This is a genomic window from Streptomyces sp. NPDC019937 (assembly GCF_040631655.1).
Lineage (GTDB): Bacteria > Actinomycetota > Actinomycetes > Streptomycetales > Streptomycetaceae > Streptomyces.
The window spans coordinates 230725-251009 of record NZ_JBEYAL010000008.1 but is presented as its reverse complement, the minus strand read 5'-3'; the positions used below and the strand labels follow the sequence as shown (position 1 = coordinate 251009).

Annotated in this window: 20 protein-coding genes and 1 pseudogene; 11 read left to right on the top strand and 10 right to left on the bottom strand. The window is 71.6% G+C overall.

Features of this window, described 5'->3' with window-relative positions; genetic code table 11:
- Nucleotides 1–42: 42 nt before the first annotated feature.
- Nucleotides 43–240: pseudogene (locus ABZ562_RS10815) on the top strand (IS110 family transposase); the annotation flags it as partial.
- Between the two features lie 50 nt (nt 241–290).
- On the opposite strand, the gene ABZ562_RS10810 reads toward ABZ562_RS10815, so the two are convergent.
- From ABZ562_RS10810 to ABZ562_RS10795, 4 genes are all read right to left on the bottom strand, one after another.
- Nucleotides 291–1205 (bottom strand): phosphatase PAP2 family protein, encoded by a 915-nt coding sequence (locus ABZ562_RS10810; RefSeq protein ID WP_361476434.1) that lies wholly within the window; start codon nt 1203–1205, stop codon nt 291–293.
- 94 nt (nt 1206–1299) lie between these two features.
- On the bottom strand, nt 1300–2256 hold the full coding sequence (locus tag ABZ562_RS10805) for a hypothetical protein (protein WP_361476432.1): 957 nt from the start codon (nt 2254–2256) through the stop codon (nt 1300–1302).
- Nucleotides 2253–2594 carry a helix-turn-helix transcriptional regulator gene (locus ABZ562_RS10800; RefSeq protein ID WP_361476430.1) on the bottom strand — a complete coding sequence of 114 codons (342 nt, stop codon included), beginning with the start codon at nt 2592–2594 and terminating at the stop codon, nt 2253–2255. The genes ABZ562_RS10805 and ABZ562_RS10800 overlap by 4 nt, the downstream gene beginning before the upstream one ends.
- A 107-nt stretch (nt 2595–2701) precedes the next feature.
- Entirely contained in the window at nt 2702–3409 is a 708-nt protein-coding gene (locus tag ABZ562_RS10795; protein WP_361476428.1) for a TetR family transcriptional regulator, read from the bottom strand.
- Nucleotides 3410–3504: 95 nt separating this feature from the next.
- Between ABZ562_RS10795 and ABZ562_RS10790 the strand changes: the two genes are divergently transcribed.
- Entirely contained in the window at nt 3505–3984 is a 480-nt protein-coding gene (locus ABZ562_RS10790) for an SRPBCC domain-containing protein (RefSeq protein WP_361476426.1), read from the top strand.
- Between the two features lie 123 nt (nt 3985–4107).
- Here the strand turns inward: ABZ562_RS10790 and ABZ562_RS10785 are convergent, their stop codons facing one another.
- Both ABZ562_RS10785 and ABZ562_RS10780 read right to left on the bottom strand, forming a co-directional pair.
- On the bottom strand, nt 4108–4347 hold the full coding sequence (locus ABZ562_RS10785) for a hypothetical protein (RefSeq protein WP_361476424.1): 240 nt from the start codon (nt 4345–4347) through the stop codon (nt 4108–4110).
- Between the two features lie 162 nt (nt 4348–4509).
- The gene (locus ABZ562_RS10780) at nt 4510–5097 is read right to left on the bottom strand and encodes a dihydrofolate reductase family protein (RefSeq protein ID WP_361476422.1); all 588 of its coding nucleotides are present in this window, start codon (nt 5095–5097) and stop codon (nt 4510–4512) included.
- 69 nt (nt 5098–5166) lie between these two features.
- Between ABZ562_RS10780 and ABZ562_RS10775 the strand changes: the two genes are divergently transcribed.
- Nucleotides 5167–5742 carry a TetR family transcriptional regulator gene (locus tag ABZ562_RS10775; protein WP_361476420.1) on the top strand — a complete coding sequence of 192 codons (576 nt, stop codon included), beginning with the start codon at nt 5167–5169 and terminating at the stop codon, nt 5740–5742.
- A gap of 64 nt (nt 5743–5806) precedes the next feature.
- A complete protein-coding gene (locus tag ABZ562_RS10770) occupies nt 5807–6451 on the top strand; it encodes a dihydrofolate reductase family protein (protein WP_361476418.1) in 645 nt (214 codons plus the stop codon).
- A gap of 54 nt (nt 6452–6505) precedes the next feature.
- Here ABZ562_RS10770 and ABZ562_RS10765 read toward each other — a convergent pair whose 3' ends face one another.
- On the bottom strand, nt 6506–6991 hold the full coding sequence (locus ABZ562_RS10765; RefSeq protein WP_361476416.1) for a carboxymuconolactone decarboxylase family protein: 486 nt from the start codon (nt 6989–6991) through the stop codon (nt 6506–6508).
- A gap of 143 nt (nt 6992–7134) precedes the next feature.
- Between ABZ562_RS10765 and ABZ562_RS10760 the strand changes: the two genes are divergently transcribed.
- From ABZ562_RS10760 to ABZ562_RS10740, 5 genes are all read left to right on the top strand, one after another.
- The gene (locus ABZ562_RS10760) at nt 7135–8082 is read left to right on the top strand and encodes an RNA polymerase sigma-70 factor (RefSeq protein WP_361476414.1); all 948 of its coding nucleotides are present in this window, start codon (nt 7135–7137) and stop codon (nt 8080–8082) included.
- Between the two features lie 246 nt (nt 8083–8328).
- Complete coding sequence (locus tag ABZ562_RS10755; protein ID WP_361476412.1) at nt 8329–10416, top strand: bifunctional polysaccharide deacetylase/glycosyltransferase family 2 protein; 2088 nt, start codon at nt 8329–8331, stop codon at nt 10414–10416.
- A 116-nt stretch (nt 10417–10532) separates the two neighbouring features.
- Nucleotides 10533–11924: an LCP family protein gene (locus ABZ562_RS10750; RefSeq protein WP_361476410.1), complete on the top strand. Its 1392-nt coding sequence runs from the start codon at nt 10533–10535 to the stop codon at nt 11922–11924.
- A 76-nt stretch (nt 11925–12000) separates the two neighbouring features.
- Entirely contained in the window at nt 12001–12219 is a 219-nt protein-coding gene (locus ABZ562_RS10745; protein WP_361476408.1) for a hypothetical protein, read from the top strand.
- A gap of 220 nt (nt 12220–12439) precedes the next feature.
- Entirely contained in the window at nt 12440–13288 is an 849-nt protein-coding gene (locus tag ABZ562_RS10740; RefSeq protein ID WP_361476406.1) for a carbohydrate ABC transporter permease, read from the top strand.
- Here the strand turns inward: ABZ562_RS10740 and ABZ562_RS10735 are convergent.
- The 3 genes from ABZ562_RS10735 to ABZ562_RS10725 all read right to left on the bottom strand — a co-directional run bounded on the left by ABZ562_RS10735 (nt 13278) and on the right by ABZ562_RS10725 (nt 16823).
- The gene (locus ABZ562_RS10735; protein ID WP_361476404.1) at nt 13278–14402 is read right to left on the bottom strand and encodes a hypothetical protein; all 1125 of its coding nucleotides are present in this window, start codon (nt 14400–14402) and stop codon (nt 13278–13280) included. The genes ABZ562_RS10740 and ABZ562_RS10735 overlap by 11 nt on opposite strands.
- Nucleotides 14393–15724 (bottom strand): hypothetical protein, encoded by a 1332-nt coding sequence (locus ABZ562_RS10730; RefSeq protein WP_361476402.1) that lies wholly within the window; start codon nt 15722–15724, stop codon nt 14393–14395. Before ABZ562_RS10730 ends, ABZ562_RS10735 begins: the two co-directional genes overlap by 10 nt.
- 73 nt (nt 15725–15797) lie before the next feature.
- Nucleotides 15798–16823 (bottom strand): ATP-dependent 6-phosphofructokinase, encoded by a 1026-nt coding sequence (locus ABZ562_RS10725; RefSeq protein WP_361476400.1) that lies wholly within the window; start codon nt 16821–16823, stop codon nt 15798–15800.
- A 200-nt stretch (nt 16824–17023) separates the two neighbouring features.
- On the opposite strand from ABZ562_RS10725, the gene pta reads away from it, so the two are divergent.
- Together pta and ABZ562_RS10715 are read left to right on the top strand one after the other, a co-directional pair.
- A complete protein-coding gene (gene pta, locus ABZ562_RS10720; RefSeq protein ID WP_361476398.1) occupies nt 17024–19141 on the top strand; it encodes a phosphate acetyltransferase in 2118 nt (705 codons plus the stop codon).
- Nucleotides 19138–20283, top strand: a complete 1146-nt coding sequence (locus ABZ562_RS10715) for an acetate kinase (protein ID WP_361476396.1) — start codon at nt 19138–19140, stop codon at nt 20281–20283. Before pta ends, ABZ562_RS10715 begins: the two co-directional genes overlap by 4 nt.
- Nucleotides 20284–20285: the final 2 nt, after the last annotated feature.

The window sequence follows — 20285 nt, the reverse complement described above, 5'->3', positions numbered from 1 at the left end:
CCGGCGGGACGTCCACTGGATCGCCGGGGACGCGTCCGCCGGAGCGACGGGCACCGCCTCCGCCGGATCGCCCGCCAGGCGCGTCGACAGCCGCCCATGGTCGAGGACGCGCTGGGCAAGCAGATGCTCGCGCTCCTGGTCCAGTTGGAGGCCGCCTGCACCGCTGCCGACGACCTCGCCGAGGCGGTCGAAGAGGCTTTCCCTCAGCACCCGGACGCTGAGATCATCCTCAGCTTCCCGGCCACAGAAGCGCCGGATGCGCCGGTTCCCGCCCGGAGCCTGCCGGGTGGTCAGCCCAGTGCGGGGCGTGTGCGGCGTGCGGTGAGTGCGGGCCGCCCGACCGCGGCGTACCAGACCAGGGCCGCACATATGAAGCCCGTCGCCCCGGAGACCAGTGACCTTGTGAGGGTGTCGTTCCGTGCGCCGGAAACGAGGGCGATGGCCAGTGCCAGCGTCAGGGTGATGACGGGCAGCGCACGGGGGCTCCGCGTGGCGCCTGGCACGGCGGCCGACGGCAGCAGCCAGGTTGCGAGGCCGTAACAGGCACAGGCCAACAGTGTGGCTCCCAGCACTTCGCTGGGCCGGTGGCCGCCGTTGGTCGCGCTGTAGGCGGCGATGCATGCGAGCCACAGCACACCGGCCGTGGCGACGTAGGGGCGGATGCGGGGGGAAACCACGAGGACGGCGGCGAGGGTCAGCGCGGCGGGGATGGCCGAGTGCCCGCTGGGGAAACCCTGATCAAGGAGATTCTCGGGCGCGCCCACCAGATCGGGGCGGGGCAGGATGGTCGATTTGAGCACATCGTTGCCTCCGGCCGTGAGAATGACGACCCCGAGTGCCGCGCACCCCTGCCGCCAGCACCGCCGCACCAGGGTGAGGACCACGATGACGGCCAGGCCCACCATCAGGGTGGGCTTGGCGCTCAGTTCCAGCGGCGGCAGGGGCGTCGAGCCGTATTCCGCTCCTGACAGGGGGTAGATCCATGCCGCTTCGCCGCCCTGTTCACCGAGATAAAACCAGGGGTTCTCAGCTCGTTGCCCCCACGGGGTGCAGATGGCGAGCAGGTAGACCGTCAGGAACCCCAGGGCGTACAGCAGAGCCGGCATCCACGGCCGTGTCATACGCGACGGGCTGGGGTCGTCGGGGGCCTGCCTCGAGACCCCCGGACCGTGCGCGGGCAGGGACGGGGAATCGTGCTGTGTCATCGCTCTGTTTCTTCCGTTGCGGGGAGTTCGGTCACGCACGGCTTGCGGCACGACGTGGGCCGCCGGGCCCGGTCGGCCCACCGGGGGTCCGCTCCTATTCGGCGAGTGCCTGCCCCTGTCGGCGCTGGGCGGTGATCGCCAGGACCGGGAGGGGGGCGATCAGGAGGACGAGGACGACCAGGTCCGGCAGGGACTGCATGAACCCCTGCGGCTGGATCACGATCGCCTGCGTGCGGATGAACGCGACCGCCGCGACGGGGATCAGCCACCGGTAATCCCCGGTGGAGGCCGTCGCCACCCACGCGGCGATCAGCGCGGCGACTTCGAGGGCGAACAGGCCGCGTTGGAAGGTTGGACTGACGGAGATGATGTGCAGGCCCCCGGCCACGTACATGGCGAGCACGACGGGCACCAGCCAGCGGTACGAGCGGCGCCGCAGACGGCTGGGACGGCAGGCCGTCAGCACGGCGCACGCGGCGCACAGTGTCCCCGACAGGACCAGGTCACGGGCGGTTATCGGGGTGCCAAGACCGTAGTAGCCCAGGCCCGCCTTGCCCTCGTCGCCGAAGAGGGTGCGGCCGTGGGACGTGGCGCCGGCCCAGATCATGGCTGCCGCGGCCGGCAGCGCGATCCACGGTCGGCCACGCAGCAGCGCGATCAGGCAGCCCAGCGGGAGCAGCCCGTAGGGCAGCAGCCGTATCCGCGTGGGACCTCCGGCCCACGGGTACCAGCCGGAGAAGTGGAAGGCGATGGCGTTCTGTCCGGGGTCGATGTGCAGTGCCCAGTGCCACACATCCTGCAGGTACGGAACCAGCGCCAGCGCGGCGAGGGCCAGGGCGGCCAGGTGGATGCCGTCCAGCCACCACGGCCGAGTGGTGTTGTCGACGATGGCACGGGCGCGGGCCTGCACCCCGGCGCGCACCAAGGCGGCGACTTCCCGAGGCGGGGGCCAGGAGCGGCCGGGATACGCCTCGGCCAGGCAGGCCAGCAACTCCTCCCCCTGCCGGGAACGGTAGGGCTCGGGATAGGCCGCGAGCAGCAGACGGTTCATGCCGGGGCCGCTCCGGGATTCCGCGAGCGGCCGATGACGACGGCCGCCGCCTGCTGCATCCGCAAGGCCTCCCGGCTGAGCATCGCGGTGCCGTCCTCGGTGAGCTTGTAGTAGCGCCGCGCCCGCCCGTCCACGATCTCCTCATGGTCGGCGGCCACCAGCCCGGCCCGCTCCATCCGCTCCAGCGCGCCGTAGAGGGTGCCGACAGCGATCCGGAGCCGCCCGTCGGTGGCCTGCTCGGCGGCCTTGATGATGCCGTAACCGTGCAACGGCCCGTCCATGAGCGCGGCAAGGATGAAGTACTGCGGTTCCGTCAAGGACGGGTTCTGTCGTGTCACGCATCGACTATATATCGAGCTACGAAATATATCTGCCAACTCCGGGCGATCGCCGGCGGCAACCTGCCGACGCATGAGGGCTCTCACGCGATCTGCGGCTGAACACGTCAGCGAGTCGGAGCGGCGCCTTCGAATGAGGCCAGACCGGTGTCGATGAGCTTGGCCGCGCGGCGGACGTCGGCGGTCACCGCCTCATGAATCCGTGTCGCCGTGCGGGCGCCGTCCAGATGTTTCCCGAGGCTCTGGAACTGGATGGACCACAGTCCGAGCAAAGCCGTCGCCGCGATCTGTGGTTCCGGGTCGTCCGGGCTTCCATGGCTGCGCCGGGCCAGCGCCTCGGCCGCCGCGGCGACGAGCCGGTCGGTCATGTCCCGGTGGTAGGCCCTCAGTGAGGGCGTGGACCTGGTCAGTGCGCCGAAGCGCCTGATCATGCCGGCGGCCTGGGTGGGGTCGTCCTGCGCGGCGATCCAGGAGGTCATGGCCCGCAACTCATCGGAGAGGATCCGCAGCACCGCTTCGACCGCTGAAAGGTCCGTGTCGGCCAGACCGCTACGCAGGGCAGCCAACGTGGACTCGCCTTGGTCCAGGATGAGCGATTCCTTGGTGGGGAAGTAGTTGTAGACCGTCTTCTCCGAGACTCCGCACGCCTGGGCGATCTCCGCTACGCGGACGGCGTCGAAGCCGCGCTCCAGGAACATCTCGGTCGCGGTATCGGACAGGCGTTGGCGCAACAGGCGCTTCTTCTGCTCCCGCAGCCCTTCGGCCTCGGGCGCCGCGGTCTGCGGGCGCCATGCCGTCCAGTCCACCGTGCTCATGTCGACAGCGTAGTACAGCAGCAGAATATTTACTGCTACTGTAAATTTTCAGCGACTGTACGTTCCGTGCTTCAGCTGACCGCCTGGGGAGCCCCATGAGCGCCATCCACATCGTCCGCGACTATCCGCACTCCCCCGCCAAGGTCTGGCGCGCCGTCACCGACCCCCGGCTCATACCGCTATGGACAGCCACCGGGGCCGGGGCGCGCCCAGAAGGATTCACCACCACCGTCGGCTCCACGTTCCAGTTCATCGCCAAGCCCAAGCCCGGCTGGAGCGGCATCGTCGACTGCGTCGTCCTGGAGGTGGAGCAGCCCCGGCTGCTGCGCTACTCGTGGACCGACCACGGCGGCGGCGAGACCACCGAGGTCGCCTACCGCATCGAAGCTCATGGCACAGGAGCGCGCTTCACCTACGACCACACGGGCTTCACCGGCACAGGCGGGCTCCTGATGACCCGGATCCTGGGTCACGTCCGGCGCAAGATGCTGAGCGTCGGCCTGCCCGCCGTGCTGAACGACGTGGACGAGGACGGCGAACTCCGCCCCGGAAGTGCTCTCAAGCCCAAGACCTGACGTTCACACGGGTCGGCGTGGTCTTCGTACCGAAGCCGACAACGGCGAAAGCGCGGCTCCCGTCAGCGCGCTGCTGACGGGAGCCGCACTCCCCCGAGGAAGTACGCGTGACGCGGGTGGTCGTCAGTCGGCGTAGACCCTGCCCTTGTAGAGGCTGCCGGACTTCACGCACTTGTAGGCGTAGACGTTCGAGGCCGCCAGGTAGTAGTCCGCGTCCGCCATGCAGCGGGAATAGTTGGCGTAGTACTGGCCGGTGTCCTGCCAGGTCGCGGCCGGGGCGGCCTGGGCGGTCGCGGGGACGGCGACCGCCGCCGCCGCGCCCATCAGGATCGAGGCCGCCGTCAGGCCGAGCTTGCGGTTCATGGGTGGTTTCCCTCCGTTCGTGCCGCCGACCCGTGCCGACGGCTGCGACAGAGAAAATCCGCTCCGGACCGAGCCCGTAAAGCGATCTCGACTGTCCCGGACGCGGCATCCCCCGGGACCTGGGGGGTTTCCCGTGTCCCGGACATGTCCGGGACGGGCCGGTCAGCGCCGGGTGAACCACGTGACCGTCACGCCGCCGTCGAACGACTCGCGGTCGGCCACCCGGAAGACGGTGGGGCTGAACTCGCCCTGGAAGGCGGGGATTCCGGATCCGGCGACCACCGGATAGCTCTTGACGATCAGCTGGTCGATCTCGGGCAGCAGTGCCCCCGCGAGTCGGCCGCCGCCGCACAGCCAGATGTCCTGGCCCTCCTCCCGCTTGAGGTCGCGGACCAGGGCGAGCGGGTCGGCGTCGATCACCGTCACGTCCGGGTCGGGGCTGGGGCCGAGGGTGGTGGAGACGACGTACTGGCGCAGGTGGGCGTACGGGCTGGTGATGCCCGCGTCCAGTGCGGGGCGGTAGGCGCCGAGGCCCATCAGGACGGTGTCGAAGTGCTGGTTCGGCGCGTCGGTGAGGCCGCAGGCGGGGCGCATGGCGGTGGGGACGGTCTCGGGGTAGCGCTTGTTCATCGCCCCCATGTAGGCGGCGGTCTGGGCCTCGTCGCCCGCCGGGTAGAAGTCGAACTCCCCGCCGGGTCCGGCGATGTAGCCGTCGATGCTGACGGCGACGTAGTAGACGAGCTCTCGCACGTAATCACTCCAGTCGTAGTACTCTGCTTGAGGTGGTGTGAACGTAGTACTACAGATGGAGTGGTGTCAATGGTGCGCAGGAACGACGAACGAAGGGCGGCCCTCGTCGATGCCGCCATCGAGGTGCTGGCCGCGGAGGGCGCGCGGGGGCTGACCTTCCGGGCGGTGGACACCGAGGCCGCGGTGCCCGCCGGGACGGCCTCCAACTACTTCGCCAACCGCGACGACCTGCTCACCCAGGCCGGTGCCCGGGTCTACGAACGGCTCCAGCCCGACGAGGCGACCATCGCGCGGCAGCAGGCGAGCACCCGGGACCGGGAGGGGTACGCGGCGCTGATGCGCGAGCTGGTCGGCCGGATCAGCGCCTTCCGCACCGGCTATCTGGCACTCCTCGAACTCCGCCTGGAGGCGACCCGGCGGCCCGCCCTGCGCGCGGTGCTGACCGAGCGCGTCCGCGCCGACATGGAGGCCAACGTGGCCTATCACGAGGCGTCCGGCCTGCCCGGTGACGCCACGGCGGTCCGGCTGCTGTATCTGGCGCTCAACTGGCTGATCGTCGAACAGCTCACGCTGCCGGACGTGTTCTCGGAAGCGGAGCGGGACGCTCTCGTCGCGGCCGCCGTCGAACGCGTCGTAACGCTGTGAAGCGATGAGTTTCCCCGGGCCGGACGGTCCCTACTTCGTCGACACCCCACAGGAGGAGCGCCCCATGACGCAGCTGCTGAGAGTCCAGAACTTCGCCGTCTCGCGAGACGGATTCGGTGCCGGTGAGCACCAGAGCCTGGAGAGACCGTTCGGCGACGCCGATCCCGGGCAGCTGATGGCCTGGGCCGGGGCCACGGCGAGCTGGCCCGGGCGCACCGAGCCCGGCGGGAGCCGCGGTCTGGACGACTACTTCACGCGGGACTTCGCCCGCAACATCGGCGCCGAGATCATGGGCCGCAACAAGTTCGGGCCGCAGCGCGGGCCCTGGCAGGACCACGACTGGCAGGGCTGGTGGGGCGATGAGCCCCCGTTTCACACCCCGGTGTTCGTCATGACCCACCACCCGCGCCCCTCGTTCACGCTGTCCGACACCACCTTCCACTTCGTCGAGGGCGACCCGGCCTCGGTCCTCGCGCGGGCGCGGGAGGCGGCGCGGGGCAAGGACGTCCGGCTCGGCGGCGGGGTCAGCACCATCCGGCAGTTCCTCGACGCCGATCTCGTCGACACCCTGCACGTGGTGGTCGCGCCGCTGGAGCTCAAGGCCGGGGAACGGCTCTGGGAGTCGCCCGACGAACTGCTCGACCGCTTCCACCGCGACGTCGTGCCCAGCCCGAGCGGGGTGACGCACCACCTGTTCTGGCGGAAGTAGGACTTTGGCCCGGCCCCGGGGCCACCGGCCCCGGGCCGGGTCGGGTCGTAGCGGTCAGTTGACCGCGGCGGCGAACATGCCGGGCTCGTACGAGCCTCCCCGCTGGTGCACGATCACGGCGAGCCGGTTGGCCGCGTTGATCAGGGCGACCAGCGAGACCAGCGCCGCGATCTGGTCGTCGTCGTAATTCTCGCGCACCCGGGCCCAGGTTTCGTCCGAGACGCCAGGGTGGGCGTCGGCGAGCCGGGTGCCCTCTTCGGCGAGGGCCAGCGCGGCCCGCTCGGCCTCGGTGAACACGGTGGACTCGCGCCAGGTGGCGACCAGGTGGAGCCGGGCCGCGGTCTCCCCGGCGGCCGCGGCCTCCTTGGTGTGCATGTCGACGCACCAGCCGCAGCCGTTGATCTGGCTGGCGCGCAGCGACACCAGCTCCTGCGTGGACTTCGGCAGCGACGATTGGTGGATCACCAGACCGGCGTTGGCGAACCGCTTGGCGAACTTGGCGGAGGTCTCGTTCTCGAACAGGTTGAACCGGGCGTCCATGGGTTCGTCCTCTCGCGTGCTTCTCTCGTGGTGTGGCGCTGGACGACCACGAGATGCCGACGACGGCTTACGTGTGACACCTCCGGCCGTGTGACGTGCGCCACCGGGCGGAGGTGTCACAGCAGCGCGGCGACCGGCGTCTCATGCGCGTGGCATGGCCGAGAGCGAACAGGCAGGAGCAGCCGGTGGAGAACAAGAACACGACGGACCCCGCAACCGAGGCGTTCGTCGCCCATCGCAATCTGCTGTTCACCGTCGCCTACGAAATGCTCGGCTCGGCCGCCGACGCGGAGGACGTGCTGCAGGAGACCTGGCTGCGGTGGGCGGGGGTCGACCTCGGCGCGGTACGGGACCAGCGCGCGTATCTGGTCCGGATCGCCACGCGCCAGGCGCTGAGCCGGCTGCGTACGCTCGGCCGCCGCAAGGAGTCCTACGTCGGCCCCTGGCTGCCCGAGCCGCTGCTGACCGCCCCGGACGTGGCGGAGGACATCGAGCTGGCCGAAAGCGTGTCGATGGCGATGCTGCTGGTGCTGGAGACGCTGGCGCCGACCGAGCGGGCGGTGTTCGTGCTGCGCGAGGTGTTCGACCTCGGGTACGACGAGATCGCCGACGCCGTCGACAAGAGCCCGGCCGCCGTCCGCCAGATCGCCCACCGGGCACGGGCGCACGTGGCGGCGCGCCGTCCGCGCGGGGCCGTGTCCCCGGCCGAGAGCCGCGACGCGGTCGACGCGTTCCAGCGGGCGGCCGAGACCGGCGATCTGCAGAGCCTGCTCGACATCCTCGCGCCGGATGTCGTCTTCCTGGGCGATGGCGGCGGCATCAAGCAGGCAGTCCTCCGGCCCGTCGTGGGGGCCGACAAGGTGGGCCGTCTGCTGGCCGCCGGGCTGGGCCGGATCGCCGCCCTGGGGTCGCTGCGGCCCGCGCACGTCAACGGCCACCCGGCGCTGATCTTCCGGCAGGACGGCGAGGACGGCGCGGTCGACACCGTCATGGCGGTGCGCATGGACGACGGCCTGATCACCGGGCTGTACGCGGTGCGCAACCCCCAGAAGCTGTCGCACATGCGGGAGGAGAACGCCCTCCGCCGCTGAACGGGGCGTGTGGCCGGGCCGCCGACAGACGATACGTGATCGGGCGGCCCCCGAGGGCGGCGTCGGCGGATTCTTATCCGTTGCCGCCGGTTGGGCCGGGCCGCTGAGCCGTCCTCACTACGGTGAGACCGTCTGAGCCGCGCGGGGCCGCCCCTCGCGGCGACGGCATCCGCCGACCCTCGACCGAAGACGTGCCACGGTGACCGTGGCTCATGCGACCCAGAACCCTGGGGGACGATCCAGCCGATGAGCCACCCGATCCGAGGAGGCCGACACAAGCGGTCCCGTGACCCGCGCGCGCACTGGCTGCTGCTCTCACTGATCCTCCCCGTCATGTTCGGCCTGTTGATGTTCCAGGGCTGGACCACCCACGAGGTGGACGCCGCGAAGACGCGGCCCGCGTGCACCAGCCCCGTACCGAAGGACATCGTCGGCGGCGGCCCGGTGGTGCAGATCAACAACGGGCAGGTGAAGACGGTGAGCATGCCCGCCGGAACGGTGGCGCTCACCTACGACGGCGGACCCGACCCCGAGTGGACACCGCGCATCCTCGACCTGCTGCGCAGACACAAGGCACGGGCGACGTTCTTCCTCTCCGGCGCCAAGGCGGCCGAGCATCCGGAGCTGGTGCGGCGGATCAGAGCCGAGGGCCATGAGATCGGCTCCAACACCTACACCGGCGCCGACATGGGCACATCGTCCTCCGTCCGTTCCACGATGGAGCTGTCGCTGACCGAGTCGGCGCTCGCGGGCACCGTGGGGGCCGAGCCGCGGCTGATGCGGATGCCGCTGACCACCGACGTGGAGACGCTGTGCGGCGTCGAGTGGCAGGCGGCGCGGCGCGTCGCCGCGCAGGGGTACGCGCTGGTCGCCGCCGACAAGGCGTCGAAGCGGCCGTCGCAGGGGGTGGTCCGGCAGTTCCCGCAGACGGACACCGCGTACCGGCAGACGGAGAAGCTGCTGAAGAACCCCCGGGTGCGGAGGTTCACCACGGTGACGGGCGGGCTCGGGGTGCCGCCGGTGGAGACCCGGTCCTCCACCATGGAGCGCTGGCAGGGCACCGCCCTGATCTCGCTCGCGGCCGTCGGCCGCGCCTTCGTGACCATCATGACGTGGGTGCTGGGCATCGCGGGCGCGCTGGGGGTGCTGCGGCTGGTGCTGCTCGTCGTGTTCGCGCGCGCCCACGTCCGGCGGCTCACCCGCTACGGGACCGACGGACCGCCGCCCCGGGTGGTGAACGACCCGGTGACGGTGCTCGTCCCCGCGTACAACGAGGAGGCCGGCATCGAGGGCACCATTCGGTCGCTGCTCGCCTCCACCCACCAGAAGCTCCAGGTCATCGTGATCGACGACGGGTCGACGGACCGGACAGCCGAGATCGCCGCCGCCAGCAACGACTCCCGGGTGCTGGTGATACGCCAGCCCAACTCGGGCAAGCCGACCGCACTCAACAGCGGACTGGCGCACGCCAAGCACGACATCGTGGTCATGGTCGACGCCGACACCGTCTTCGAACCGGACGCCATCCGTCAGCTCATCCAGCCGCTCGCCCAGCCCGACGTCGGCGCGGTGAGCGGGAACACCAAGGTCGGCAACCGGCGCAGCCTGCTGGGCCGTTGGCAGCACCTGGAGTACGTCTTCGGCTTCAACCTCGACCGCCGCATGTTCGAGGTGCTGGAGTGCATGCCGACCGTCCCCGGCGCCATCGGCGCCTTCCGGCGGGAGGCACTGATGGCCGTCGGCGGGGTCAGCGAGGACACCCTCGCCGAGGACACCGACCTCACGATGTCGCTGTGGCGGGCGGGCTGGCGCGTGGTGTACGAGGAGACGGCCGTCGCCTGGACCGAGGTCCCCACTTCGCTGCGCCAGCTCTGGCGGCAGCGCTACCGCTGGGGGTACGGCACGCTGCAGGCCATGTGGAAGCACCGCCGTGCCGTCTTCTCGCTGGGCCCCGAAGGGCGCTTCGGCCGCCGCGGGCTGACCTATCTCGCGCTCTTCCAGGTCGTGTTGCCGCTGCTCGCGCCCGTGATCGACCTGTTCGCGGTGTACGGGATCCTCTTCCAGGACCCGACGGAGTCGGCCGGGGTGTGGCTCGCGTACCTCGGCATCCAGACGGTGTGCGCCGGATACGCGCTGCGGCTGGACGGGGAGCGGATGCGGACCCTGTGGTCGCTGCCGTTCCAGCTGTTCGCCTACCGGCAGTTGATGTATCTGGTGGTCATCCAGTCCGTGGTGGCCCTGCTGCTCGGCGCCCGGCTGAAGTGGCACCGCATCCAGCGCTCCGGGACGGCCGGGGAGACGATCGGCGACCCGGCCGCGTACCAGAGAGCCTGACATCACACCCGCGCCTCGCGTCGAGACGCCTCGCATCGAGACAACGAGCCGCCGCAGCCGTACCAGTAGTCAGCAGCAGGCATACGCACGTTTCCATCCGAAGGGAGGCTGCCCTCATGAGCGACAGGCGGGAAGGGTGGGCAGACGGCGAGCAGCAGCGGCAGGGGACGGCGGCGTACCTCCGGCAGCAGCCGGCCGGGGAGGCGGGGGTGTCCGCCCGGGAGACGGCCAACGCGCAGACCGAGTCGATCCCCGTCGTGCCGCCCGCTCCCGCTCCGCCACCGCCTCCGCCACCGCCCCCGGGCGGTGCCGGACCGGGTTACGCGGCGACGCGCGCGGACATCCCCGCCCAGCGGGGCCGGTACGGGGACGAGGCCCAGCGGCCCCTGTTCCGGGACCAGTTCAGGGACGAGTCCGGAAACGGGTTCGGGGACGGGTTCAGGAAAGAGGAGGACGAGCCTCCCGTCGTACGGCGCCGCGCCCCCAAGGAGCCGCTCAGCCGGCGCCGCCGCCTCACCCGCCTGGCGATCGTCATGGTCTCGGCGCTGCTGGTCGCCACGGGCAGCACCTACATCTGGGCCGACACCCAGATGAAGCGGCAGGTCGACCTCGACAAGGCCCCCAACCGCCCGCCGCTCGGCAAGGGCACCAACTACCTGATCGTGGGCTCCGACAGCCGGGCGGGCCTGTCCGCCTCGGCCAAGCAGAGCCTGAGCACCGGCTCGGCCGAGGGCGGCCGCACCGACTCGATGATGGTGCTGCACACCGGCGCCCACGGCACCACGATGATGAGCCTCCCGCGCGACTCGTGGGTGAGAGTGCCGACGTACATCCGCCCCGAGACCGGCAAGCGCTACGGCGAGGAGCAGAACAAGCTCAACGCGGCCTATTCGCGCGGCGGCCCCGATCTGCTCGTACAGACCATCGAGCGCAACACCGGACTGCACATCAACCACTACGCGGAGATCGGCTTCGGCGGCTTCGTGGACATCGTCAACGCGGTCGGCGGCGTACGGATGTGCGTGGACCGTGACATCAAGGACGAGAAGTCGGGCCTGGACCTGAAGAAGGGCTGCCAGACCCTCGACGGCGGCAAGGCGCTCTCCTTCGTACGGCAGCGCAAGCAGGAGGCCAACGGCGACCTGGGGCGCACCCAGAACCAGCAGAAGTTCCTGGCCGCCCTCGCCGAGAAGGCCGCCACCCCGGGCGTTCTGGCCAATCCCTTCGCCGCCTTCCCGACCGTCAGCGCGGGGCTCGACACGCTCATCGTGGACAAGAAGATGAATCTCCAGACCCTCATGTCCCTGTTCCAGGCGATGAAGGGCGTCACCTCGGGCGCGGGCAAGCAGCTCAACGTCCCGGTGTCCAACACCAACCTCAAGACCTCCAAGGGCAGCGCCGTGCAGTGGGACACCGCGCAGGCGAGGCGGCTGTTCGACCAGATCCGCAACGACCAGCCGGTGGACGTCGGGCCGAGCCTGCCGGGGCGGGCGGCAGCGGCGCATTAGCGGGCTGTTAGTGGATCAATAGGCCGTCCCAGCAGCCTTGTTGTCGTCCACCGGAACCCGACGCAGGGACAAGAACATGCGCAAGAAGTTGACGAAGGCAGCCGTCGTCCTGGCCGGTCTCGCGGCCGTCACGGGCATCACCATGGGTTCGGCGCAGGCCGAGGTCAAGCAGTACATCGTCCCGGACCAGGCCACCTGCCTGCACAAGGGCGATGAGCTGACGGACGGCATGGGCCCCGTCTTCTGCTCCCCCCTGGATGACGGCACCGGCAGGTGGCTCCTCGAAATCGGCTGACGCCACCCGTCGCGTACTTCCCCCAGTCCTCTCTCCCCCGAAGGGCCGGGGGACTCACGTTCTCCGGCGGCCGCCGGGCCTTTCGGCCGGGCGCGGCACATGTCTTCCCCTTCCGGCCGGACGGGCGGTTTCATGGTCGGGACGCTGATCGACTGCGCTCGCGAGCGCGCGAGGAGGTCCGAGGTTGTCCGTGCTCTCCGCCCGCCCACGGTCCCGCCCCTTGTCGCCTCCCCGACTGCGGCTCCGGTCGCCCCGGCTGCGCCGCCGGCTGGCGGCCGACGCCGCGCTGCTGGTCGTCGCGGCGGCCTTCGTCCTCCCGCTGGCCTGGCTGGTGCTCGCCTCGGTCGACAGCCACGCGACGTTACGGGTCTCGGCGCCCGGCACCCCGACGCTGGACAACTTCGCGGCGGTGTGGACGGACGAGATCACGTTCACGCCGATGCTCAACAGCCTGGTGCTGTGCGGCGGCGCCACCGCGCTGACGGTCGCGTGCGCGGCGCTCGCCGCGTATCCGCTGTCGCGGTTCCGGTCGGGGCTGGTGCGCCCGTATCTGATGACCGTGCTGTTCACGACGTGTCTGCCGATCACCGCGATCATGGTCCCGGTCTACGGACTCTTCGTACAGGTCGATCTGATCGACACCATGTCCGGCACCGCGCTCTTCCTCGCCGCCTCGCAACTGCCCTTCGCGATCTGGCTGATGAAGAACTTCATGGACGGCGTGCCGGTCATCCTGGAGGAGGCGGCCTGGACGGACGGCGCGTCCTGGGCGCAGAGCCTGACGCGGGTCATCCTGCCGCTGATGGGCCCGGGCATCACGGTCGTGACGATCTACAGCTTCATCATGATGTGGGGCAACTTCTTCGTCCCCTTCATGCTGCTGCTCTCCCCCGAACAGCTCCCCGCGTCCGTCTCGATCTTCACCTTCTTCGGCAACCACGGGCAGATCGTCTACGGGCAGCTCGCCGCGTTCTCGATCCTCTACTCCACCCCGGTGGTGCTGCTGTACGTGCTCATCGCCCGGCGGCTGGGCGGCGGCTTCACGCTCGGCGGCGCCGTCAAGGGGTGACGGGCGCCGCGCAGCCGTGGTCTTCGGCCGAACGGGCCGCGAACGCCTTCAGCGCCGCGCGTTCGTAGCCGAGGTCGGGGCGGGCGCGGGCGTCGCCGTCGGCGTCGTCGGCGCGGATCAGGTACAGGGCGCGCGGGGCGCCGTGCGGGCAGTCCGCCCCGGCCCAGTAGGCGCTCCGGCCGAGCCGCCCGGCGGGCTTCTCGGCGGGGGTGACGCCCTCGCCGTCGTTGCGGGTGTACTGGGCGCGGGCGTCGTCCGCGTACGGCCCGTAGTACGCGTCGAGCCGGTAGCGGGGCGAGCCGTCGCGGGCGCCGAGGGCGCAGATCTCGCGCGGGGCGCGGGCCCGGGCGGTCTCGCGGGCCGTGGAGACGGCGGAGCGGGCGGCGGTGGGAACGGTCGCGCAGGTGCCGGTGGCGCCGAGCAGCGGCTCGTACTCGTCCCTGTTCACCGGCAGTCCGACACTGCGGACCGGCCCGCCCAGCCGGGCGCCGCAGTCCCAGCGGTCGTCGGCCCGCCGCGCGGTGGCCGTGGCGGTGCGGACGAAGGAGGGCCGGGTGGCGGGGTCGTCCAGGGTGGCGCCGCCGAGCGCGGTCCGTACGGTGATCAGCAGACTGCGGCCGCCCCGCGCGCAGTCGAGCAGCACGGCCGCCGTCGCCTTGCCGTCGCCGGGGTCGCCCTGGCGGGCGTTGTCGGTGGCGAGGAGGCCGGACCAGCCGTGGCCCAGGGGGACGGGGAGGGTGTCGTGGGCGGGTACGGCGGTGTACGGCTCGCCGGTCCCGTGCTCGGCGCGGGGGCGCGGCGCCCCGGAGATGGTGACGTCGACGCGGCCCTTGTCCTCGGCGGTCGCCTCGCAGCGCACCGCCAGCGAGGTGCCGCGCTCGCCGCCGAAGGTGCCCTCGGTGCTGCTGGTCACCTCCACGCCGCTGTCGCCGAGCACCGCGCGGACCTCGTCCGCCGCGAGCGCCCCGCCGCACGCCTCGTCCAGCGCCCGGCCGCCGCTGCCCGCGAACCAGAGCACCGCGCCGGTGAGGAGGGCCAGCGCGAGGGCGGCCGCCGTGACGCGGCGCCGCTGCCGCCGGGTGAGCAGCGACCGGGGCCCGGTGGTCAGTGCCACTCCTCCACCTCTCCGAGCACCTTGGTATCGCGGCAGCCGGCCGTCTTCGGCCAGCCGTCCTCGGCGCCCAGGTAGCGGGACAGCAGGGTGTGCGCGGTCTCGGAGAGCGCGGCGCGCCGCTTGGGGCCGAGCGGGACGGTCTCGCCGTCGGGTATGCGGAGCCGGGGCAGGACGGAGACGCGGTGGTAGGTGACCCGGCCGCCGCACACCGACCGGGCCCACAGGGCGAGTTGGGGGCGGGTGAGGTAGGAGGGGACACGATCCACCCGGCCCCCCGCGCCCGCGCCGTCGTCCGTCCCCGGGCCGTCCGCGCCGTCGTCCGTCCCCGGGCCGTCGGGCCCGGCGGCCACGAGCCGGTTCTCCTCGTCCGCGCCCCAGCCGGGCACATGGCCCTCGCGCTCGTACGAGTCGTACGCGGACCGGCCCAGGATCCCCGCCCAGCTGGCCGCCTCGACCCCGGTGATCTGCCACTCCCGCGGCGCCATGCCCGCGCCTGTCCGGGCGTCCGGGTCCCAGTCGCCGGTGCAGGCGCTCAGCGAGGGGGAGTCCTGGGCGTCGCCGCGCGTGGCCCACGCCCCGGGCCTGAGCCCCGGGACCGAGGACGGGCTGATCCAGTCGCAGCGCCGCGCGGCCGCGCCGGTCAGGCCGGCCCCGCCCTGGCCCGGGGCGGTGGCCACGACCCGGGCGGGCGGGTCCAGCGGGGGTCCACCGCAGCGCTGGGTCCTGGTGATGGCGTTGGCGACGTGGACGGCGGTGCGGAAGCCGGTGAGCGCGGTCGTGGCGTCGGCCCCGCCCGCTTCCGCGGCGCTTCCGTCGGTGACCTTGGCCGTGACGTACAGATCGGTCGTCGGGCGGACCCGGCCGTCCAGCCCGCCGAGGCAGTCGGCGACCAGCCAGGCGCCGCGCGCGCCGTACCGGCCGGTGGTGCCGGGCGCCGTGAAGGTGGCGCCGGGGCCGGGGCCGACGATCTGGCGGGTCTCCATGCCCTGGGGTACGTCCGAGACCAGCGCCTCGGCGTGGACGGTGACCTCGTTGCCGCCGCCCCAGGACAGCGAGCAGTCGAGCAGGGAGCGGCTTTCCCGGCCGGGGGCGAGCATGGTGCCGTGCTGCTCCAGCTCGCCGGGGCGCGCGTCGCGCACCAGCCGTTCGAGGTCGCCGTACGGCAGGGCGCCGTCGCAGGCCTTCCGTAACTGGTCCCGGTTGGCGGCGAGATGGCCGCCGCCCTGTGCGCCGATCGCGATCACGGCACCGGTGACCAGTGCCGTGATCAGTACGAAGAGGGTCGCGTAGCGCAGCCACGCACGGTCCGTTAATCCGCCCATCCGCCGGTAACCCCACTCACCCCCTGATCGACTCCGTCCCCCCGGGCCGGGCGGGGACCGTGCACGGTGTGGCTCAGAAGACGGATTCGGCCTCGTCCATGCGGTGGTCCGGGACGGTCTTCAGCTCGGTGACCGCCTCGGCGATCGGCACCATGGTGATGTCGGTGCCGCGCAGCGCGGTCATCATGCCGAAGTCGCCGCGGTGGGCGGCCTCGACGGCGTGCCAGCCGAAGCGGGTGGCGAGCACGCGGTCGTACGCGGTGGGCGTGCCGCCGCGCTGCACGTGGCCGAGGATGACCGGGCGGGCCTCCTTGCCGAGCCGCCGCTCCAGCTCGGCCGCGAGCCGGTTGCCGATACCGGCGAACCGCTCGTGCCCGTACTGGTCGATCTCGCCCTTCTGGTAGTCCATCGCGCCCTCGGCGGGGTGCGCGCCCTCGGCGACGCAGATGACGGCGAACTTCTTGCCGCGCGCGAAGCGCTCCTCGACCATCTTGACCAGCCCGTCGACCTCGAAGGGCCGCTCCGGGAGGCAGATGCCGTGGGCGCCGCCCGCCATGCCGGACTCCAGGGCGATCCAGCCCGCGTGCCGCCCCATGACCTCGACGACCATGACCCGCTGGTGCGATTCGGCGGTGGTCTTGAGGCGGTCCATGGCCTCGGTGGCGACGCCGACGGCGGTGTCGAAGCCGAAGGTGCGGTCGGTGGAGGAGATGTCGTTGTCGATGGTCTTGGGGACGCCGACGATGGGCAGCCCCGCGTCCGACAGCATGCGGGCGGCGGTCAGGGTGCCCTCGCCGCCGATCGGGATCAGCACGTCTATGCCGTAGTCGCGGGCGTGGTCCTTGGAGGTCTCACAGGCCTCGCGCAGCCGGGCGCGCTCCAGGCGGGAGGAGCCGAGGATGGTGCCGCCGCGGGCCAGGATGCCGCTCACGTCGTCGAGGTCGAGCTTGCGGTGACGGCCGTCGAGGAGTCCCTTGAAGCCGTCTTCGAAGCCGATCACCTCGTCCCCGTGGCCGGCGACCGCACGGTGCACGACCGACCGGATCACAGCGTTGAGGCCGGGGCAGTCGCCGCCCGCGGTGAGAACTCCGATGCGCATCGTGCTGTGTCTCCTGCTCCCTACGGGTAGATGTGAGCCAGTCCGATTGTTTCATGGGCGGGGTAGTGCTGTGTCCCCCATGCTGCCGAGCGTCCTAACCACGGCCGCAGGTATTGTCAAGAAGACTGGGCCGCCTAAATCGGCCAATTTGTGTCCGAAGGATGCATGTAAGGAAAACGCCGAGGAAACGGAGAGCACGCGTGACGCGCAGCGTGTACGTGACCGGGATCGAACGGGGTGACGGCCGCCAGGTCGTCGAGCTGGGGGTCATGGAGCTGCTGACCCGCCATGTCGACCGGGTCGGCGTCTTCCGCCCCTTGGTGCACGACGACCCCGACCGTCTCTTCGACCTGCTGCGGGCCCGCTACCGGCTCAGCCAGCCGCCCGCCTCGGCGAGCGGCATGAGCTACGAGGAGGCGGCCGCCCTCCAGGCCGAGCAGGGCTCCGACGAGCTGGTGTCGCGCCTGGTCAGCCGCTTCCACGAGGTGGCCCGCGCATACGAGTACGTCCTCGTCCTGGGCAGCGACTACGCCGGCACCAGCCTCCCGGACGAGCTGGGCCTGAACGCCCGGCTCGCCAACGAGTTCGGCGCCTCGGTGATCACGGTCGTCGGCGGCCAGGACCAGAGCGTGGAGGCCGTCCACGCCGAGGCGCACAACGCCTACCGCGCGTACGAGGCGCAGGGCTGCGACGTCGTCGCCGTCGTCGTCAACCGGGCCGCGCCGGACGACCGCGCGGAGATCGCCGAGCGGCTGGCCGCCCGGCTCCCGGTGCCCGGCTACGTCCTGCCCGAGGACGGGGCGCTGTCGGCGCCCACCGTCTCGCAGATCGTGCGCACCCTCGGCGCCGACGTCCTGCTCGGCGATCACGCCGGACTCTCCCGGGACGTGCGGGACTTCGTCTTCGGCGGCGCGATGCTGCCCAAGTTCCTGCCCGCGCTCACCGAGGGCTGTCTCGTGGTCACGCCCGGCGACCGCGCGGACCTCATCGTCGGCTCGCTCGCCGCGCACAGCGCGGGCGCCCCCGCGATCGCCGGAGTGCTGCTCACCCTGGACGAGCGGCCCGGTCCCGACATCCTGGCGCTGGCGTCCCGGCTGGCCCCCGGCACCCCGGTGGCGGCGGTGGCGGGCGGCTCCTTCCCGACCGCGGCCGAGCTGTTCGCCATCGAGGGCAAGCTGAACGCGGGCGCGCCGCGCAAGGCCGAGACCGCCCTCGGCCTCTTCGAGCGCCATGTGGACACCGCCGAGCTGACCGACCGCATCGCGGTGGCCCGCTCCGGCCGGGTGACCCCGATGATGTTCGAGCACGAGCTGATCGAGCGGTCCCGGTCCGGCCGCCGCCGGGTGGTGCTGCCCGAGGGCACCGAGGAGCGGGTGCTGCGCGCCGCCGACGTGCTGCTGCGCCGCGATGTGTGCGACCTCACACTGCTGGGCGAGGAGGAGACGATCCGCAAGCGCGCCGCCGAACTGGGCATCCAGCTCACCGAGGCGCAGATCGTCGACCCGCAGACCTCGCCGCTGCGGGAGCGCTTCGCGGAGAGCTACGCCAAGCTGCGCGCCCACAAGGGCGTCAGCTACGAGCTGGCCTACGACGTGGTCGCCGAGGTCTCGTACTTCGGCACCCTGATGGTCCAGGAGGGCCTGGCCGACGGCATGGTGTCGGGCGCGGTGCACTCCACCGCCGCCACCATCCGGCCCGCCTTCGAGATCATCAAGACCGCGCCGGGCGCCCAGATCGTCTCGTCCGTCTTCTTCATGTGCCTGGCCGACCGGGTGCTGGTGTACGGCGACTGCGCGGTCAACCCGGACCCGGACGCCGAGCAGCTGGCCGACATCGCCATCCAGTCGGCCACCACGGCCGCCCGGTTCGGGGTGGAGCCGCGGATCGCGATGCTGTCGTACTCCACCGGCACCTCCGGCTCCGGCGCGGACGTCGACAAGGTGCGCAAGGCGACCGAGCTGGTGCGCGAGCGGCGCCCGGATCTGCTGGTGGAGGGCCCGATCCAGTACGACGCCGCGGTGGACGCGGCGGTCGCGGCGACCAAGCTGCCGGGCTCCGAGGTGGCGGGCAAGGCCACCGTGCTGATCTTCCCGGACCTCAACACCGGCAACAACACCTACAAGGCCGTGCAGCGCTCGGCGGGCGCCGTCGCGGTCGGCCCGGTGCTGCAGGGCTTGCGCAAGCCGGTGAACGACCTGTCCCGTGGGGCCCTGGTCTCCGACATCGTGAACACCGTCGCGATCACGTCCGTCCAGGCCCAGTCCCAGACCCCTCCGGCCCTCCCGGCCGACCCGACACAGAAAGCGCAGACCGCGTGAACGGCTCCCGCGTCCTCGTCCTCAACTCCGGCTCCTCGTCCGTCAAGTACCAGCTGCTGGACATGGCGGACGGCGCCCGGCTCTCCTCCGGTCTGGTGGAGCGGATCGGGAACGGCCCCGTCGCCGATCACACGGCCGCGCTCAAGCAGGTCGCCGAGGAGCTGACGGAGCAGGGCCTGGGCCTGGACTCGCCCGAGCTGGCGGCGATCGGCCACCGGGTGGTGCACGGCGGCACCCGGTTCACCGAGCCCACTCTGATCACCGACGAGGTGGTCGAGGAGATCGAGAAGCTGGTCCCGCTGGCCCCGCTGCACAACCCGGCGAACGTCACCGGCATCAAGGTGGCCCGGGCGCTGCGCCCGGACCTGCCGCAGGTCGCGGTCTTCGACACCGCGTTCCACTCCACGATGCCGGAGTCGGCGGCCCGGTACGCGATCGACACCGGCACCGCGGACCGGTTCGGGGTGCGGCGGTACGGCTTCCACGGCACCTCGCACGCGTTCGTCTCCCGGGCGACGGCGAAGCTGCTGGGCAAGGACGTCACCGAGCTGAACACGATCGTGCTGCACCTGGGCAACGGCGCCAGCGCCTCCGCCGTGCGCGGCGGGGTGTGCGTGGACACCTCCATGGGGCTGACCCCCTTGGAGGGCCTGGTCATGGGTACCCGCTCGGGTGATCTGGACCCGGCGGCGATCTTCCATCTGTCCCGGGTGGGCGGGATGTCGGTCGACGAGATCGACACCCTGCTCAACAAGCGCAGCGGGCTGCTCGGGCTGTGCGGGGACAACGACATGCGCGAGATCGGCCGCCGCATGGGCGAGGGCGATCCGGCCGCGCAGCTCGCGTTCGACGTCTACATCCACCGGCTGCGGAAGTACGTGGGCGCGTACACCGCGGTGCTGGGGCGGCTGGACGCCATCGCGTTCACGGCCGGCGTGGGGGAGAACTCCCCGGCGGTGCGGGAGGCCGCGCTGCGCGATCTGCCCGCGTTCGGCATCGAGGTGGACGCGGTGCGCAACGCGGTGCGCGGCTCCGCGGCGCGGCTGATCTCGGCCGGGACCAGCCGGGTCGCGGTGGCGGTGGTGCCCACCGACGAGGAGCTGGAGATCGCGAGCCAGACCTTCGATCTGGTCAGCGACTAGCC

What these genes read in the sequence shown, in the direction of transcription:
- ABZ562_RS10770 (WP_361476418.1), top strand. Translation starts at nt 5,807, where the DNA reads ATGACGCAGCTGCTGAGAGTCCAGAACTTCGCCGTCTCGCGAGACGGA.
- ABZ562_RS10775 (WP_361476420.1), top strand. Translation starts at nt 5,167, where the DNA reads ATGGTGCGCAGGAACGACGAACGAAGGGCGGCCCTCGTCGATGCCGCC.
- ABZ562_RS10755 (WP_361476412.1), top strand. Translation starts at nt 8,329, where the DNA reads ATGAGCCACCCGATCCGAGGAGGCCGACACAAGCGGTCCCGTGACCCG.
- ABZ562_RS10785 (WP_361476424.1), bottom strand. Translation starts at nt 4,347, where the DNA reads ATGAACCGCAAGCTCGGCCTGACGGCGGCCTCGATCCTGATGGGCGCG.
- ABZ562_RS10760 (WP_361476414.1), top strand. Translation starts at nt 7,135, where the DNA reads ATGCGCGTGGCATGGCCGAGAGCGAACAGGCAGGAGCAGCCGGTGGAG.
- ABZ562_RS10745 (WP_361476408.1), top strand. Translation starts at nt 12,001, where the DNA reads ATGCGCAAGAAGTTGACGAAGGCAGCCGTCGTCCTGGCCGGTCTCGCG.
- ABZ562_RS10805 (WP_361476432.1), bottom strand. Translation starts at nt 2,256, where the DNA reads ATGAACCGTCTGCTGCTCGCGGCCTATCCCGAGCCCTACCGTTCCCGG.
- ABZ562_RS10750 (WP_361476410.1), top strand. Translation starts at nt 10,533, where the DNA reads ATGAGCGACAGGCGGGAAGGGTGGGCAGACGGCGAGCAGCAGCGGCAG.
- ABZ562_RS10765 (WP_361476416.1), bottom strand. Translation starts at nt 6,991, where the DNA reads ATGGACGCCCGGTTCAACCTGTTCGAGAACGAGACCTCCGCCAAGTTC.
- ABZ562_RS10790 (WP_361476426.1), top strand. Translation starts at nt 3,505, where the DNA reads ATGAGCGCCATCCACATCGTCCGCGACTATCCGCACTCCCCCGCCAAG.
- ABZ562_RS10810 (WP_361476434.1), bottom strand. Translation starts at nt 1,205, where the DNA reads ATGACACAGCACGATTCCCCGTCCCTGCCCGCGCACGGTCCGGGGGTC.
- ABZ562_RS10725 (WP_361476400.1), bottom strand. Translation starts at nt 16,823, where the DNA reads ATGCGCATCGGAGTTCTCACCGCGGGCGGCGACTGCCCCGGCCTCAAC.
- ABZ562_RS10795 (WP_361476428.1), bottom strand. Translation starts at nt 3,409, where the DNA reads ATGAGCACGGTGGACTGGACGGCATGGCGCCCGCAGACCGCGGCGCCC.
- ABZ562_RS10730 (WP_361476402.1), bottom strand. Translation starts at nt 15,724, where the DNA reads ATGGGCGGATTAACGGACCGTGCGTGGCTGCGCTACGCGACCCTCTTC.